General features: G+C 59.7%; 10 protein-coding genes. 3 read left to right on the forward strand and 7 right to left on the reverse strand.

The genetic code is table 11. The annotated features are described in order from the left end of the window. Nucleotides 1-77: 77 nt before the first annotated feature. Complete coding sequence (locus tag NKJ88_RS27105) at nt 78-1,796, reverse strand: PAS domain S-box protein (RefSeq protein ID WP_023824741.1); 1,719 nt, start codon at nt 1,794-1,796, stop codon at nt 78-80. A gap of 254 nt (nt 1,797-2,050) precedes the next feature. On the opposite strand from NKJ88_RS27105, the gene NKJ88_RS27110 reads away from it, so the two are divergent. Both NKJ88_RS27110 and NKJ88_RS27115 read left to right on the forward strand, forming a co-directional pair. After that, nucleotides 2,051-2,728, forward strand: a complete 678-nt coding sequence (locus NKJ88_RS27110; protein ID WP_023689781.1) for a helix-turn-helix transcriptional regulator — start codon at nt 2,051-2,053, stop codon at nt 2,726-2,728. Between the two features lie 159 nt (nt 2,729-2,887). Then, nucleotides 2,888-4,024: an NAD-dependent epimerase/dehydratase family protein gene (locus NKJ88_RS27115; protein ID WP_023737042.1), complete on the forward strand. Its 1,137-nt coding sequence runs from the start codon at nt 2,888-2,890 to the stop codon at nt 4,022-4,024. Nucleotides 4,025-4,073: 49 nt separating this feature from the next. On the opposite strand, the gene NKJ88_RS27120 is transcribed toward NKJ88_RS27115, so the two are convergent. The 6 genes from NKJ88_RS27120 to NKJ88_RS27145 form a co-directional block, all read right to left on the reverse strand. After that, nucleotides 4,074-5,279: an acyltransferase family protein gene (locus NKJ88_RS27120; protein ID WP_050589855.1), complete on the reverse strand. Its 1,206-nt coding sequence runs from the start codon at nt 5,277-5,279 to the stop codon at nt 4,074-4,076. 221 nt (nt 5,280-5,500) lie between these two features. Then, entirely contained in the window at nt 5,501-7,669 is a 2,169-nt protein-coding gene (locus NKJ88_RS27125; protein WP_031356120.1) for a polysaccharide biosynthesis C-terminal domain-containing protein, read from the reverse strand. A 69-nt stretch (nt 7,670-7,738) separates the two neighbouring features. After that, a complete protein-coding gene (locus tag NKJ88_RS27130; RefSeq protein WP_352446263.1) occupies nt 7,739-9,934 on the reverse strand; it encodes a GumC family protein in 2,196 nt (731 codons plus the stop codon). 1 nt (nt 9,935) lies between these two features. Continuing rightward, the gene (gene asnB / locus NKJ88_RS27135; protein WP_352446264.1) at nt 9,936-11,933 is read right to left on the reverse strand and encodes an asparagine synthase (glutamine-hydrolyzing); all 1,998 of its coding nucleotides are present in this window, start codon (nt 11,931-11,933) and stop codon (nt 9,936-9,938) included. Between the two features lies 1 nt (nt 11,934). Further along, the gene (locus tag NKJ88_RS27140; protein WP_352446266.1) at nt 11,935-13,194 is read right to left on the reverse strand and encodes an O-antigen ligase family protein; all 1,260 of its coding nucleotides are present in this window, start codon (nt 13,192-13,194) and stop codon (nt 11,935-11,937) included. After that, nucleotides 13,191-14,417, reverse strand: a complete 1,227-nt coding sequence (locus tag NKJ88_RS27145) for a glycosyltransferase family 4 protein (protein WP_352446268.1) — start codon at nt 14,415-14,417, stop codon at nt 13,191-13,193. Before NKJ88_RS27145 ends, NKJ88_RS27140 begins: the two co-directional genes overlap by 4 nt. Before the next feature lie 992 nt (nt 14,418-15,409). On the opposite strand from NKJ88_RS27145, the gene NKJ88_RS27150 reads away from it, so the two are divergent. After that, complete coding sequence (locus NKJ88_RS27150; protein WP_023681029.1) at nt 15,410-16,888, forward strand: M10 family metallopeptidase C-terminal domain-containing protein; 1,479 nt, start codon at nt 15,410-15,412, stop codon at nt 16,886-16,888. Nucleotides 16,889-16,896 lie beyond the last annotated feature (8 nt).

Consider the following 16,896-nt stretch of genomic DNA (forward strand, 5'->3'; position numbering starts at 1 on the left):
GTTTGCTTGCAGGAAATCGCAGCAAAGGGCCCACACCATCGGTTAATTGGCCAATTCGGCTTCGACTTGGAGGGGCTCTATTGCAATCCAAATTCCTCAATTTCTTTGCGCGATACACGCAGCGAATATCGAAGGCCATCTTCGGTTATTTCCATATTCGGGGAATGCCCGACAAGCGGCGTGCTGTCCACACCGATTATCAGTGACCCGAACCCGCGGCGTACGACTTTTGAACTCTTCCGTCGGCCCGATTCCACCCAATCGAACACGAGGTCGTCACCTTCGTCCTCGGATGCAAATCGCCACTTAACTTCGACCTTGCCATTCGGGTCACCCAGCGCACCATGTTTCACCGAGTTTGTCGTCAACTCGTGAAGGATCATCGCCAAGCCCTCGGCGGCGCCGCTTGGCACAGTGAGGGAAGGTCCACTGATCGTAATGTCGCGTGTCTCCTTGAAGGGCTGCAATTCCCGGTCCACGAGTTCATGGAGCATCCCTGACAGGTTGGCATGACGAGAAAGGATGCGATGGGTCGCCTCCAGTGTTCGAATCCAATCGATCAACATCTCCTTGTATTTGGCAACATCATTGTCGGGAATATCGATCATGTTGACCAGAGCTCTAATCACTGGAAACACATTGCTGAACCGATGGCGCTCTTCGCGCATTATGCGCTCGCGTCTCTTTACGGCGGCGCGAAGCAAAGTTGTTTGTCGACGTTCGGTCAGATCCGCCGCCACCCCGATGCGCATTTTGCGGTCGCCGTGCTCTTCCTGCCGTCCACGCAATGCAATCCAGCGTGTGTGACCATCCACTTGCCGGACGCGAATCTCGACGTCAAAGTTCAATGCCGATGAAGGCTTTGCCGAGGCGGACAACTTCGGCCAGTCGACGGGATGGATTACGGCCGAGAGTTCTTCCAAGCGGCGGACTGGGGCCGGAGGCAGACCAAGGATGTCCCAGAACTTGCCGGAGCCGGCGACTGTCCCATCCTCAATGTCTATTTGCCATGTGCCCAGGCGCCCGGCAGATACGGCGAGATCGAGCCATTCCTTCTGAGCCCGAAGGGCCTCGCGTGCCGCTTGTCGCTCGGAAATATCGTCAATCACCGCGAATACGCTCTCATTTGGCGCCTCTTCCGGCCGCGACGAAGACAGGGCCAGGTGAGCCCAGAATGCCGTGCCATCCTTGCGCAAAACGCGGATATCCGTAGCAGACGCGGTCCCATTGCCCAAATCTTCCAAAAGTTTCCGCACAGTACCTCGATCGTCGGGGACAATGAGTTCCTCCAGCTTGAGTTGGGCAAGTTCCTTGTGCGCGTAGCCGGTCATCTCCAAAAGCCGTCTATTCGACTGCAGCAGTTCGCCATGGCGATTGGTATTAGCAAAGCCCAAGGCGGCAGCGTCGATGGCACCGAGCCTCGCTTCTGCCACCCTGAGCGCACCATGCAGATCTTGTCGCAGGCGGTGGAACACAGCTGCGATCAGGCTACCCGAACCCAGAAGGAAGACGGCCCCGGTCCAGTCTCCACCAGTGAGGTGACCGTCCAACAGGTGTCGCATCCACAAGCCGGCGACCGCCATCAGAAGCGTTGCTGCGATGGCAACAAAACGGCCCTCAAGATACACGATGACAACGGTTATGGGGATAAACGCAACAAGCGGCAACGGCTGGCCGCCATATACCGTACTTATCGCCTCGAATGCTATCGATGCTGCAAACACCAAAAGCGAAGCTAGATGAGCCCACGTAGTGCTCGACACATTCGATTTGAGCCAGCGCAGGTCCGAACCCATGCGCAAAGACTACAACTTTCGGTCTAGTCCGTCGAGACTAGGCCGAAGGGGTGGCACCTAATCCCAATGCCCGATTGCCATGACTTTGCCGGCGAATAAAATCATGGTGTCAGGAGCGCTCTTCAGAAAGATATATCCAAGAGACGCTGCGGAAAAACCATTCGCAGATTTCTCGCAGTATGTGGAAATTCAAGTTGAAGCAGCAACTTCATCAGATTTGATTTGCGTCAGTAGCAATGGGTTGGGTGGAAGCGATGACACTGATTGAAACGCGAAACGATGCGCTTGCAGGCAGGCAATACATTGTATTGAACGATACCCGCCACGAAAGGCCGATAAGCCTTGTGGACCGGCCGGACGCAAGGGTCGGCGGATCTCGACGACGCAGCCTGGAATCCATCACCGGCATGCTTGATCGTATGGGTTGCGGCTATCTCGTCCTGGACCGAGACAAGAAAGTAATAGAATGGAACGCTGCCGCTCGGGACACCCTCGCACGCCAGGGCGAAGCAACTGATACAGCCGTCGAGCTTGCTGCCGGGTTGAGGCGGCTGGTCGCGAATGTTCCGGTCCACCTCCAGCCGGGCTCACTCTCATGGGTAGTGATCCACAGCAGAGGCGACAGGCCGGTGACCATGAACGAGACGGGCGTCGTTACACCGGACGGGACAACCGTCGTCGCATTGCTGGACCGGGATAACAAATCGGCGGCCAACCCTCGCACGTTGCAAAGGATGTTCGGTTTGACCAGCGCGGAAACGCAGTTGGCGCTACGCCTGGCCCATGGCGACGCGCCCTTGGAGATCGCCCGTAGCTGGCATCTCAGTCGCACGACTATTCGCTCTCAGCTCGCCTCGCTGTTCGCCAAGACCGACACGAGGCGTCAGGCGGAACTAGTGGCTCTTTTGGGGCGCATTTCGGTTTTGCCATGAGAAATCGACTGCTGTCTGCATCCGCTTTGATTCAGACAGCGGCGGCCCGCATTGAGCGCGCTGTCGCGTAGATCACAAGGCCGGCGGCGCCATTTCCGATCGTTCAAGCGCTGCCGAGATAGCGCGGAACGCGGAACCTGGAAACGGGAGTGACTTGCCATGGCCGAAGCAGATTCGAAGGTCAACAAGCTGGCGGATATCGTTCACGGGCTGCAGGATGGTGCTGCGTCGACCCTTACGCACACGGGGCCGATCATCGTCACGGGCGCCGCTGGGTTCATCGGATTTCATGTTGCGTTACGCCTTTTGCGGCTCGGCGCCGAGGTCATCGGCGTCGACAACTTCACGCCTTACTACGACCTGAAGCTGAAGGAGGCGCGATTTACACGGCTCTGCGCCGAGCCGAGGTTCACGCCGATGCGCTTCGACCTGGCGGACCGGTCGCTGGTGAAAGCGCTGTTCTGCGAATTCCAGCCATCGCACTTCGTGCATCTGGCCGCCCAGGCCGGGGTACGTCATTCGCTCGTGGACCCGCATGCCTATGTGGAGTCAAACATAGTCGCGTTTCTCAACGTTCTGGAGGGCTGCCGACACGCCGGCGTCAGCCATCTCGTTTATGCCTCGTCGAGCTCCGTATATGGTGCCAATCGACGCATACCCTTTTCCGAGCATCATGGTGCCAATCATCCGGTGAGCTTCTACGCCGCCACCAAGGCCGCCAACGAGTGCATGGCGCATTCCTACAGCCATCTGTTCGGCTTGCCCGCAACCGGACTGCGCTTCTTCACCGTCTATGGTCCCTGGGGCAGGCCCGACATGGCTGTCTATACTTTCACCCATGCCATCGCCGAGGGCCGAACGATCGAAATCGCCAATGCCGGGCGCGTATGGCGGGATTTCACCTATATCGACGACATCGTAGAGGGGGTTGTTCGCGTGCTCGCCAAACCACCGTGTCAGGATCCCGATTGGGACGGTCGCGCTGCCGATCCTGCCACCAGCTCGGCGCCGTATCGGCTCTACAATATCGGCAATGATCGGCCTGAAGAAATCAACCATCTGATCGCGCTCATCGAGACGGCCCTTGGCCGCCGCGCCCTTCGCGTCAACGTACCTTTACCACCAGGTGACGTCCTGGAAACCCGCGCCGATGTCAGGGACCTCCGCCGCGCCGTTGGCTTCGCACCGGCGACAACACTGGAGGACGGCGTGCAACGTTTCGTGGAATGGTATCGGGAATTCCATGCATGCCCCGTCGGACAGGTGCGACCAGCCGGCCTTACGGCAACGGCATAGTGAGCACAACAGCGGCATTTCCTTGGTGTGGCAGGGTCGCGGCTCGCCTTCAATCTGTCTTGGGATACGCCGGCAATGGAAGGGACCCAAGCTGCCGCCCTGTGCTGTGCCCGACCCCCAAAAGGCGCCGCGCATAGCGGGTGAGCGGCTTCTCGAACAGACGGTGGGTGATAAATGCCACGCCCAGGGTTATCGCCAAGGCCGAACCGATGAAAGCCCACGGGCCGAGCACAAAGATCAAGCCTGTACGCCAGAAAATTATGCGCATGGCGCGGATCACGAATGGATGCATGAGGTAAAGAGCGTATGACGCATCGCCAACGCCAGCGGCCCACCTCGCCGCCAGGCTGTCATGCCTCAGTTTACCCGGCTCTGCCAGGGCAGCACTCCAAACAATTAGAGACGCCGGAATGCCATACACGACAGGGCGACCAAGGCCGGCCGAGATATCGGGAAACGCCGCCGCAAGCATCAGGGCACCCAGTCCCGTTGCGGCGACACAGGCCCTGATTGGGCCGGAAGGCCGCAGGCCCGAGGCGCACATGACCCCGATCATCGCGCCGAAAGCGAATTCGAGGATGATCGGATTGGTCCAGAAACCCCAAGGCTCTGGCAAAGGAGCCGCAAGAGCGCCCAAGAGCACCATCCCAACCAGGATCGTGAGCAGGACCGTAACTGCCCACCGCATGGGCAGCACGATCGTCGCCGTGAACAGCACGTAAAACAGCATCTCATAATTGAGCGTCCAACCCAACTCGTAGACCGGCTGAACGACGCCGTCAGGGCGACTGGCCGGAACGAATAAGTAGGATTCGACTACAAACCTGAAATCGACGTAGCTCTGGTTGAGAAGATTTGGGGCGGCCACCGCTACCGCAATGTAGAGCGAGGTGAGCGCCCAATATAGCGGGACAATTCGCGCGATCCGGCGGGAAATGAAGAGACGCGCGCCCCCGGGCTTTGCGAACAGCTGTCGCGACGTATGCACCATGATAAGGCCGGAAATCACGAAGAAAATATCGACTCCAGCGCTCCATGGTATCGGATTCCAGCTCTGAAAGGTGCGGCCGGCCTGTAATTCCAGGGTGGCCGCATCATGCTGGGCGTGTCGCAGCGCGACCGAACTAGCCGCGAGGGCGCGCAGGACCTGGACCTGGGTGAGGGTTTCGCGTTGGCTGCGCTCGACAGGCGTCGATCTCTCCGAGCGACGGCGCACTGCAGGCGCCGAGGCGCTCGCCATTCGGGCTTGTTCCATGGATGCTCCGCAGATTGTGAGCACACCGTGGTGCACCTCCGAAACTGATGCATCCTTCAAATGACGGACACCGCCCGCAAAGTATCGGCTGCCCGCGGGGACGCGGGTGTCCGGAACAGGTATACGCCGAAGCGTCTGCGCAGCCCTATGGCCTTTGTGCGATCCGGGCTTCGTGACTTCCTGCCCGAACGACGGCGATCACCGTAGCGAAAACAGTGGTCTCATTTGCTCGCCCTCAAGAACCAATGCCATTGACGGGCATCGACCGCGCTCGGCCTCATCGACAGCAAGGCAAAAACCAAGCCTGGCATGATTTTCAGTCGCTTGCGGATATAAACGGCCATGGCAATGCTCCAGATGCTCAGTGCAAGTGCCACACCCACCGCAGCGCCAAGCAGGCCGTACACCGCAACTCCGGCTGCACAGGCAATTATATTGGCCACAGCACCCGCTACCATCGTCGTTGCCGCAGCCCATTCATTTCCAGTCATGGTCAGGAGATTCTGTTGGGGCCCGCACAGCGCGACAAAGACATATCCCAAAATCAGAACCCGTGCGATCGGCGCTCCCGCGCTATAACCCTCACCGAAATAGCTCAAGAACGGCTCGACTATCACCATCATTGGGACGGCCACCAGGATGGCACCGCCAGCAGAAAGCAGGGTTGCGCGCGCGAACAGCTGTTGTAGGCCTCTGCGATCGCCTCTGACGTAGAGATCGGCTGCTGTTGGCGAAAACATGGTTGCCACGGCGATACGGGACAGGCCCACGAGCATCGCGACATTCAAGGCCAGCGCGAAAATACCCGCTTCAGCAATATGGCTTGTCCAGCCCAAAACCAGGACTCCTGCCCGACTGACGAAAACATCGAGCCCAGTGATGAGCATGAGCGGGGGGACGGCAAGCCACCATTCCCTCGAGGCATAACTTGGCTTGGCGTGTCCCAGGCCGGGTGGTTCAAACCTCCTTGCGATGATGAACACCAGCGCCGCTGTGAAAGCGGAACTCACAAGCACCGCCATCGTCACCGAGGGCGCATCCACTGTTCGAAATCCCGACAATGCCAGGAGCGCTACCAACACGAGCAGGAGTCCGTCTCGCATGATGCGCTCCGGCAACAACGCCGAGACAACGCCGCCGAAAGCACGCACAAGCGTGGCTCCGAGAGCATAGGCCGTAACCAAGGGCACAGCCATCATGCCGAGCACGATGCTTGTCTCAAGCCCTCTTTCCGTTGGATCTGAAAGGAACAGGACGGACGCAGCGCCGATCATCCCGAATAAGGTTGCCGCTATCAGCGATCTCTGCAGCGCAAATCTTATCACCCCGCGGGCCAGATCAAGCCTGCCACTGGCCCTATAGGCCGGGAGGAAACGCAACAATGATACATTAAAGCCAAGCGTTGCCAGATAGGCGAGCACTGACGTCCAAGCCTGAACGTAGGAATAGATGCCGTAGTTGTGAGGTCCGATAAGGCGTGCAATTGCCAACTGGGCAAGACTGGTCAAACCAGCGCCACCAATATAGATCAGCAAGGCGAATATGCTTGCCCAAGCGAGCCGCGAGCCCATGTCCTTGTTGCGCGGCGGCGCGGTTGCTGAACCAGTTACATCTGCGCGATGAGCCGGCAACTCAATTTGCTTTTCGCCGACCGCCCTATCGAAGCGCGACAATGCAGAAAGTATTTGTCTCTCAATCCGACAAATACTTTTAAAGGTCGATGGACCATCGGTGTTTTCGACGGAGATGATTTCCCGGCCAGATGTTGTAAGGAGGTCATGCATCGCTTCAAAAACGGCGAACGAGCGCATGTTCACGTTCAAGTCGGCCTCGAAAATCCGTTCCGCCGGCGGCTCAAGCTCCATCCGCCGACGAAGGCGACTTTCCACGACCGCAGCTGGCACCAAGAGCCTGACGGTGAGATCGGCCGCCGGTGCGAGGCTGAGCGCCTTTTCCAGCGCTCCGGGGTTGGTGCTCCCATTAAACATCGCAAGCGAACCAATCGCTTGAACATATCCTTGATCGAAAATTATAATTTCGGGCGATTGCTCCGCAGACTTCCAGCAACGCGAAAGGTGCAGGATGTATCGCCAGATTCGCGCGCGCCATATTCGGTTTCTTGGCGGTATCATCCTCACCATTGCAAATGAATTGGAAATATCATCTGCTCGCCCTGCCGAAAAAAGCAGTATTCTGGCTGTTGAAAATATCGCCGATACGATCCGTGATATGAACAGAAAGATTCCGAGATCATATTTGGCGGCCCTGGTGCTTGGCTTGTAGCTGAGAGCGACCTTGGCGTGATAGCCTTTCCCGCGCAGCTGCTGCGCAAGCGCATGTGCGAAGGTTGTTTTGCCGGATCCTGGAGGTCCGAAAAATTCAATGATCATCGTGTAGCTGGCTCGATTTAGGGGCGCGATCGCTCCCTGGAGCTTCTGTTGAAGATCGCACACGCATCTTCAAACCCTCTCCAACAGAAGATCGGCGTTGTCTCCGAGCCTGGAGCCGGCTAGCCTCTTCAGGTTCACCCGGGTGAGCACACTCCCTACTGGAACGGTGGCGGATCCGCCGGTCCCTATTGCATCCAGAGCACCACGGGCAATGCTGCGCCTCGTCCTTGCCCAGCGAACGGCAAAAAGCACCGAATCGGCCCAGCGCTTAAGCAGCCTGGTTTCAGGCCCCCCGAGGCCCAGGGGACCGTTCATGATGACCACGTCGTAGGCCGAACGCAGCTCCTCGGTGAACTGGCATTTGTCGACGGTGGACAGAAGGGTCAGGAGATCATCGGAAGGTGCTGGAGCGGCCATGAGGTCGATACCGATTTCCGGCATCCTCGTAATTGCATCCTTCAGCACGCAACGTTCATTCACATAGTCGCCGAAGGAGTTCCGGGCCTTGTCGGTGCTGAATTCACCACGAAACCCGTTCGTGAGCCGTACATCCTTGCGATCGAGATCGAGGAAAAGCACTCTTCCTCCCAGCCGCGTTGCCGCCAGCGCCAGGCTCCATGCCAACTCGGTCTTGGCATCGTCCTGGATGCTGGACGTCACGAGAATGATATGCGGCGGCTGCCCCTTCCCCTGAGTTGGCGCCGCAGTGACGAGCAGCGAAGTCACGGCGCGGCTGAACGGCAAGTTCTGCTGGCTCAGAACCAGATGCCGCAGCTTTCTGGCGTTAAGTCCCGCAACCCTGGGAAGCAGTCCTACGCACGGGACTCCAAGCTCGGCCTCGGCTTCGGCTTCGCTGCGCAAGGTTTGGTTGAAACCGTTGCGGACCAGGACAATGACCGCCCCCATGAGACCAAAGACGACCATGCCGGGGGGAATCAGGAAAATTGGCGACAATGTCATGGGGGTCGACGGCGGCCAGGCGGTCGAAAGGACCGCTACGCCTGGCGAAGGAGCGGCGATGCGACGTATCAGATCCTGCTGTCGGCTCAGGAGTTCGTTGTAATGCTGCGTCACGATGGCTACCCGAGGCTCAAGGGAACGCAGCCCCGAAAGTTGGCTCGCCGTGTCGGCCACGGCCGCGTCGAGCATCGACTTGCGACTTTCAAGAGCCGTAGCCTGAGACCGGTAGACATTTGCCTCGGCAGCGATTCGGGCAACGCTTTGCTCCATTTCGCGGGCGATCGCGTTGCGCAGATCGCCGTCGGCACCCGACTGGCGTGTCACCAGGTCCGTCAACACGGGCGACCCGATTTCTTCAGCGATGGCCGTGACCGGGGCGCCCGCCTTGCGCAGGTCCTCAATACGGCGAAGGCGCGCTTCCGACGCGGAAAGACTGGCTTTCGATAGGAATATCTGCCGGCCGAGTTCCGCTGTCTCACTGGCTGCGTTGTTGGCCGCGGTCTGATCGACGGCGCCATGCGTGAGCCGGTATGTCTCCAGCCGATCTGTCGCTTCGACAAGATCCCTTTGTATTTGCGGAAGGCTGGCGACTATCGAATCCAGATGAACCTGATCCGATGCCCGGCTTTTTTGTACCAGATCTTGAATGTAGACCTGGGCAAACGTGTTCGCGACAAGTGCCGCACGCGCCGGACTTGGATCGGTGAAGCCGATGGTGATGACGCGCGATCGCAGCTCTTGTCCGACCCTCATTCCGTTGCGTAGCGCCTTCAACTCGGGCGCGTCCGCTGCGTCCGGATTTTCCGCCACCGTGTTATCCTGTCTCCAGGCCCTGCTCAGGAGATCGATGAGGAACGAGCCAGCCGCGGGCGGGACGGCATTGACGACGCTCTTTCCGGTACCGTCGTCTGGTTGGGCTTTGCGCAGTGCTGCCAGGACCCGACGCAGGTGGCCTTGCGAGGAGAGCATCGTCAGATGATCATCGATGTTCGATTCCAGCGAGTCCTGGGCGGACGCCACGCCGCCCGAAGCACTGCTGCTCGGGGCATCGATAATGACCTGGGTCGTTGCCTCGAACAGCACCGGGCGGGTGAAGCCTGCCAGTCCGGCCAGGATGCCGCCCAGAAGGGCCATGGCAAGCAAGAACCATTTTCGCGTCGCCAGGATGATGACGAGCTGGTGGAAGGGTGACGATTGCGTTGGCTCGCGTGGCGGCCGCATCAAGCGCAGATTGGTTTCAAGTGTCCCAACTTCCATCTGCTTGGCGCGCGGACGCCGGGCGCGGTTGGCTATGGAACCTTCCATCTCAATCCCCTGTCAGTTCGATATGGTAAGAAGGGTGCGTGGCGACCGTCGATGGCCGCATGGCTTCGTTGCGCCACGCCTGAAACATGAGCACCGGCCACAGGTCGCGGAAATTATCTTGGCTTCCATGCAGATGATTGCGCCAGCATGCGTCGACCTTCTCACGGTCGATGACCCCGTCCCCGGAGCGGCCGATCGTGGCAATGATATCGGTTGCCCAGCCGCGCAAGGGCCCTTTCAACCAAGTCCCGACCGGAACGTCGAAACCTTGCTTGGGCCGGTCGACCAGTCGGCGTGGTACATAACGATCAAGCAGTCGGCGAAGCAACCATTTGCCCTTCCCGTTTCGGACTTTGGCACGGGCTGGCAAGCGCCAGGCGAATTCAACGACGCGATGGTCCAGGATCGGGCATCGCCCCTCGAGGCTGTTGGCCATGGTGGCTCGATCGAGCTTCACCAAAATGTCGCCCGGTAGATAGCCTGTCATGTCGGCGAATAGGAGACGCGAGAGCAGGCCGTCGAGCTTTGTGGTGTCGGTAGGTGCTGTCGACGGCTTGCGATGAACAAGGTCGTTGGCTGAAGATTTTGTCAGTTGCAGAAAGAGTTCGTCCTCATCTCGCGCCGCGAGCAGGCGGGCAAGGCGAGCCAGGCGGTCACCGCGCAAGCCATGCCGCATATTCGCCGAAAGCGGCAGATTGCCGAAGATATCTTTCTGAGAGGCTTGGGCCAGCAACCCAGCCCCCGATGCCAACAGCCGGCGAAATGACAATGGCAGCTCATGCTGCTTTGTGAGGCGGGTTGCCAGGAAGTGTCGAGAATAGCCTGCGAAGCACTCGTCGCCGCCATCGCCTGAAAGCGCCACGGTTACGTGTTGCCGCGCGAGGCGCGACACCAGCAGCGTCGGTATCTGCGATTCATCGGCAAACGGCTCGTCCCAAATCCGGGGCAGCTCCGGAATGACCTCAAGCGCGGCAGCCGGCGAGAGATGAAGTTCCGTATGATCGGTGCCCAGATGCCGAGCAACCGCGGCCGCATGGGGAGCTTCATCAAACCCACCTTCCCCGAACGCTATGGTGAACGTCCGAACGGGGTTTCGGGACTGTGCCTGCATCAGGGCGACGACAGTCGAGCTGTCGATCCCGCCCGACAGAAAGGCGCCCAGCGGCACATCTGCAACCATTCGTTCCTTGACGGCCAGTCGGAGCAGGCTGTCGAGCTCGGTCGCGAGGTCCTCGTCGCTGGCGGCTATCGGATCGCGCTGTCCCTTGCAGGCGACATCGGCCAGCGACCACCAAGGGTGAATGCGATGCGCAAGCGAACCGGTGCCTCGGGCGTTGGCGAATTGCGCCGCAGTGACCGACAGGACTGATCCAGGTGGCAGCTTGAACACGCCTTGCCAAATGCAACGGTCATCCGGCACCCAGCCTTTGGAAACCATTGTCGTCGCCGCATCGACATCGAGTTCCGGGGTGAAGCCTGGGAAGCGAGTGATCGCCTTCAACTCCGAGGCGAAGACGAGCGCATCACGTGTCAGGGCGACATAGAGTGGCTTCTTCCCCATTCGGTCGCGGGCAAGCTGAAGCGTTCGGGTCTTCAGGTCCCACAGCCCAAAAGCAAACATGCCAGCGAAGCGCGCGAGGGCTGCATCAAGGCCCCAGCTTTCGATCGCGCACAGCATGACCTCCGTGTCGCTGGCGCCGCGGAAATGATGGCCCGACCCTTCCAGTTCACGGCGCAGATCGCGAAAGTTGTATATCTCGCCATTGAAGGTGATGACATACCGACCGCTCGCGGAGAGCATTGGCTGGCGACCCGCTTCGGACAGATCGACGATGGCCAGTCGCCGGTGGCCGAAGGCTACCCCCCCTTCACGGCTCACCCAGAAGGCCTCACCGTCAGGTCCGCGATGACGAAGCGCCGTCGCCATCGGTCCGATGGCCCTGAGCGCACTTGCGTTGGGTGCATCGGGCGCCAACAAAATTCCGGCGATCCCACACATTCTAGCATCTCCTCTGGCGAACGATCGCGGGGATCGCTTCCGGCGTCCCAGCGACAAGGCAGAGGGTCAGACAGAACCACACGATCGGATGGCGGATGACCAAATGCGGAGCACTGAAGGCGGCGATCGATGCCACGAGCGCCACCAGAGCATCCAGCTTCGCCCGCCAGGCGGACAACGCAGCTGAGCCGAAGATCCACATCAGGGCTAGAACCGAAATCAGGCCGCCCTGAGTGTAGAGATCCAGGATGGTGCTGTGCGCCTCGAAGGGCCGCGGCAAAAACTGTTGATTGACCACGGGGGGACTATCTAGGTGCGGGCCCGGACCCAGTCCAAGCGATCCCGATCGTGCCCCCTTCTCCAAGGCTGCATTCCAGAGATAGAGGCGAAGCGCCGCGGTTTGGGCAGTCGCTTCCCCGCCCTTGTCTTTGGTCAGGCTCTTGGCGAAGTCTTCGGCGCTGGAGGCCTCGCTGAGGGCATAGGGCGCTATAGACAGGGCCAGCGGCAGGAAGCCAACGGCCAACAGGACGGCAAGCTGCCTTGAAAGGCTCGCCTTATTGCCGTCGCTCGTCAGCCAGGCCCGGACCCGCAGCCCGAGAAGGATCAGACAAGCCAGGACCGTGGTATAAAGGTAGGTATCGCTTTTTGTCAGCCTTCCGACGTAAACGGTGAATATGAGGCTGCATAGGGCAAGGCATCTTCCCCATTTATTGCTGGTGGTTGTGGCAAGATGCAAGGCCAGTGGACCGAGTAGGGCGCAGTAGAGCGCAAGCTGGTTCGGATTGTCGGACCACCCGCAGAAGCGGTCCCAGTACCAGGGTTCGACCCCAGCCTGATGGAGCCAGCCGAAACCAAGCCCTACCTGAATGATGAAGCCCGCATTCGCGACAGCAACCATCCACCAGGCGATACGACGCAAACGGAAAGACGCGGCGGGCTCCGCAGCGGCCAGACAGGTGACGCACGCCAACAGCACATAGGCCAGCGTGTCGTGCAACAACGGATCCAGGAACAACGTGGTTGTCAGAAAACCGATGATGTAACCCACGCCCATGGCAAGCGCCAGGATCAGCCAGAAAAGCCCAAGCTTGGCCAGTGCCGGCGTAACCTCCAGTTGGCCGCCAGCAAGGATTCGCGTCATCGACAGCATTATCCAGAGCGTGAGGCACAGTTCGCTGTAGCCGAAGGGCAGCCCTGGGATGCTGAGTTGCGCCGCGTAGGACATCGCGACGCCGAAGGCCAGAAGCGCATCACGCATCATTGCCGCGCCTCACCCAGTCGATGGGGGCTTGGCACCGCCTCTTCCCTCGGATTCGCCTGCGCAGCTTGAACAAGCCTGCTGCGATATCTGCCACCCAGTATTGTCTTGTACAGGTCGCAATACTGGTCGATCACCCACGACAGCGAGAACCGCTCCCGCACGAATCCGACGGAACGGCTGCCCATCGTCTTGCCACGGGCGGGGTCGGAAAGAAGATCGACTATCCGGGAGGCCAAGCCATCCGCGTCGTGCGGCGCCACTAGATAGCCGTTCCAGCCATCCTCAACCACATCGTTGCAGCCCGGCATGTTCGAGGCGACGATCGGCAATCCGGACAATCCCGCCTCCAGCAGGACACGCGGAATTCCCTCGCGATATTGCGTCGGAAACGCAAAGATATCCGCCATGCCAAGGAGGGCTGGAATGTCGCGCCTTGGCCCCAATGCGACAACGTGGGGAACATGGCGCTCGATATCGGCTCTGCTGACGGCAAACGGACCTTCGGAGTCTTGCGGGCCGACAAGTACGAAACGCGCGTTGGGCCTCTCGCGGATAACGCGAGGAACCGCCTCGATGAGGGTTGGAATCCCCTTCTGCCGCGTGAGCCGGCCGACAAATATTATGACCTGGGCCGATTGTAGGCCAAGTTCCTCGCGCATCGTGGCAGCCGAAGGACCACGATACCTTGCCATCGAGAATGCATCGGGGTCGATGCCAGAACTCCGGATCAGTCGCCCTTTGCCGCGAGCCACCAGCCGGTAGCGCTCGAAGAAGGCCTGATCATCACTATTCTGGAAGACGGTCATGGCTGTCCAACGAGACGCCACCCCCTGAAGGCCGCAAAAGAAAGGACGCAATGCCAGGGCCCGCGGCTCCCGCGACGAGAATGTCCAACCAAGCCCGTTGATGGTGCGAACGACGGGAACGTGCCCGCGCACCGCCAGTGGAGTTAGGAGATTGGGCTTGGTGTCGAAACTTTGAATGATGTCCGGACGCAGTTCGGACATCAGTTCACGGATCGCGCTGACAGCACCCCATTCTGCACCGCCGCTGCCAAAGCGGTCGAACCCGAATCGGCGATGGGCAATGCCATGGGGTGAAAAGGCGGCTCCGAGATCACTCGAAACGGCAGTGACTTGAAAACCCCTTTCGCGAAGCGCCAAAAGAAACGGGATTCTTAGTCTATGATCCTCGCCGCCAACGCAAACCAGATGCGGACTCATCCTGTCGCTCCTGGATGCGATCCCAATCTCGTAAAACAGCTGACCCTATCCGCGGTTTCCATGGCCGGTTTCATCGCCCCTGAACACACAACAGCCAGTCCCACGCTAGGAGCAGGCTTTCGTGCTGTCCTCGTCTGTTTGCATGAAGCAAGCTGATCAACGATGCGGCAATGCAGCCACAATCGCTGTCGCCTCGGTCAGTGCGTTGGATCATCCGGTCTGACGGTGCAACGACGACACGTTCGCGTACGACACGGCGGGCCGGATATTTAGAAAAAGAGGGCTGTGTTCGACGGGGTCCGCGCGCTCGCGTTCTCTGCCCGCCTTCTCACGCCGGATCAACATCGCACCCAGATGGTGTGATGACTCGCACCGGCAGTTCTCCCGACCGCTTCGTCTGGAACAGGCTTTCACCCGGTCTTTGGATACGGTCGGACCACCAGCCGCCTCTTCCTGCGGATGGGCGACCGCGTTGCCATGCTCCCCGTCATTCGGACCCGCACGCCCGCCTTTCGGTTGAACCCGGCGGGATCCAGTTCAGTGCCTCTCCGCAATTGCCAGCGGCGAGCGCCTCGCATGACCTTGCGGACATTTGGCGCCGAGGCTTTGCTCACGAGGAGCATTGAGCGGCTGCAATGGGAGGGCTTCGCCAGGACGCGATTCTTTTGCGGTCTGAGCTCGAATAAATCCTGCGGAAGCGCGCATTTGGGCGGTGGCTCGCGCAACCGAAGCGCGCATTGGCCGATTGCCGCCACTGCAAATGCGCAGGCGCTCCGGCAGACTTCGCTGCAATGCTTTCGTTGCAGGCTTGAGCGCCCGACATACTTGGATCATCTACAAACCTCTGACGCAAGCGTAGCATCGAGGCTGTTGTGTTTTCCGGACGATGATCAAAGATTCTATCAAGGGACGCCGGTATTTGATTTGTCGCTAATGGATCCTTTCCCTAGGCAGGTGTGGGGCGCCTACCGAATCGGACGAAGGGTATGTCAATGACAACACTCCATTACGCCTCGGGCGGGTCGGCCTCCGAGGTCGCGAAAGCCGGATTCAATCTTGTTGATGTATCTTCCTTGGACCAGCTCAACGCCTTGCCGGCCGGCCAGAAAGGCCTGGTGTGGCTCAATGAAGCAGATGGTGCAACCTCCTCCTTTATCCAGAAGGTCACGCCCTTCATCGGCAATCCGAAAGTGTTTGGCTTCTTCCTCGTCGATGAGCCGGACCCGACCGGCAAATGGGGAACTTATGCCACCGCCGCTGATCTGAAGGCGGAGTCAGACTGGATCCACAGCCACCTGCCCGGCGCCAAGACCTTCATAACAATGATGAACATGGGGTCTTCCGCTAACCCCGACTTTTCAAACACCTTCAATCCTGCCAACACGCATATCGACTATTACGGCTTGGATCCCTACCCGGTACGGACCGGAACAAGCACGATTGATTACAACATGATCGACAGGACTGTGGCGGCGGCCGTCGCCTCGGGCATCCCGCTCAGTCAGGTCGTTCCCGTGTATCAGACCTTCGGCGGCGGCGACTGGACGACCGACACGGGCGGTCGCTATGTCCTGCCCAGCGTTGCTCAGGAAAAGACCATGTTGGACCACTGGGCCAAGGTAGCGCCTTCGCCGGCCTTCGACTATGCCTATGCTTGGGGTTCTCAACAGGGCGACACGGCGCTTGAGAGCTCGCCGACGCTGCAGGCTCTGTTCCTTCAACACAACCAGAGCACCGCAAGCGGTCCTTCGGCCAGCGAACCGACGCCGCCGCCTACCAGCACAGCGCCTCCGCCCACAAGTGTCCCTCCGACCAGCACCGGCGATCACATTTTCTACGGCACGGGTAGCGCGGATGTGCTTCGCGGCACCGCTGGCGCGGACACGATGATGGGCCGCGGCTACAACGACACCTACTATGTCAACAACGCCGGCGACAAGGTGGTGGAACTGCGGCACAGCGGCAACGACAGCGTGCTGGCATCGGTGAGCTACGCGCTGTCGGCCGGCTCGCAGGTCGAGCATCTTGCGACCACCAGCAAATTGGGAACTGCCGCCATCAAGCTCACGGGAAACGAATTCGCCCAAACCATCGATGGCAATTCCGGGAGCAACACTATCAACGGCGGTGGCGGGAGAGACGTTCTGACCGGACATGGCGGCAACGACGTCTTTGTCTTCGATTCGGCTCTCAAGGTCGGCAATATCGACAAGGTCACCGATTTCAAAGTGGGCCACGACAAGATCCAACTCGACCACACCGTGTTTGCCGGCCTGCATACAGGCGCCCTTCCCTCTTCGGCGTTTTACGCCGGCAGGGCCGCGCACGACAGCGGCGATCACATCGTCTATAACAGCACGACCGGCGCGCTTTCCTTTGACAGCGACGGCTCGGGCGGCGCACATCAGATCCAATTTGCCACTCTATCGCCACATCTGGCTCTGACGGCGTCCTCGTTCATCGTGACGTGACCGTGGGA

Origin of the sequence: Mesorhizobium sp. M0016 (genome assembly GCF_040324035.1) — a bacterium.
In the GTDB taxonomy this organism is placed as follows: Bacteria; Pseudomonadota; Alphaproteobacteria; order Rhizobiales; family Rhizobiaceae; genus Mesorhizobium.

Excerpts from the sequence above, each read along its gene's own strand:
- NKJ88_RS27105 (WP_023824741.1), bottom strand. The coding sequence starts at position 1,796 with ATGGGTTCGGACCTGCGCTGGCTCAAATCGAATGTGTCGAGCACTACG.
- NKJ88_RS27110 (WP_023689781.1), top strand. The coding sequence starts at position 2,051 with ATGACACTGATTGAAACGCGAAACGATGCGCTTGCAGGCAGGCAATAC.
- NKJ88_RS27115 (WP_023737042.1), top strand. The coding sequence starts at position 2,888 with ATGGCCGAAGCAGATTCGAAGGTCAACAAGCTGGCGGATATCGTTCAC.
- NKJ88_RS27120 (WP_050589855.1), bottom strand. The coding sequence starts at position 5,279 with ATGGAACAAGCCCGAATGGCGAGCGCCTCGGCGCCTGCAGTGCGCCGT.
- NKJ88_RS27125 (WP_031356120.1), bottom strand. The coding sequence starts at position 7,669 with ATGATCATTGAATTTTTCGGACCTCCAGGATCCGGCAAAACAACCTTC.
- NKJ88_RS27130 (WP_352446263.1), bottom strand. The coding sequence starts at position 9,934 with ATGGAAGGTTCCATAGCCAACCGCGCCCGGCGTCCGCGCGCCAAGCAG.
- asnB (WP_352446264.1), bottom strand. The coding sequence starts at position 11,933 with ATGTGTGGGATCGCCGGAATTTTGTTGGCGCCCGATGCACCCAACGCA.
- NKJ88_RS27140 (WP_352446266.1), bottom strand. The coding sequence starts at position 13,194 with ATGATGCGTGATGCGCTTCTGGCCTTCGGCGTCGCGATGTCCTACGCG.
- NKJ88_RS27145 (WP_352446268.1), bottom strand. The coding sequence starts at position 14,417 with ATGAGTCCGCATCTGGTTTGCGTTGGCGGCGAGGATCATAGACTAAGA.
- NKJ88_RS27150 (WP_023681029.1), top strand. The coding sequence starts at position 15,410 with ATGACAACACTCCATTACGCCTCGGGCGGGTCGGCCTCCGAGGTCGCG.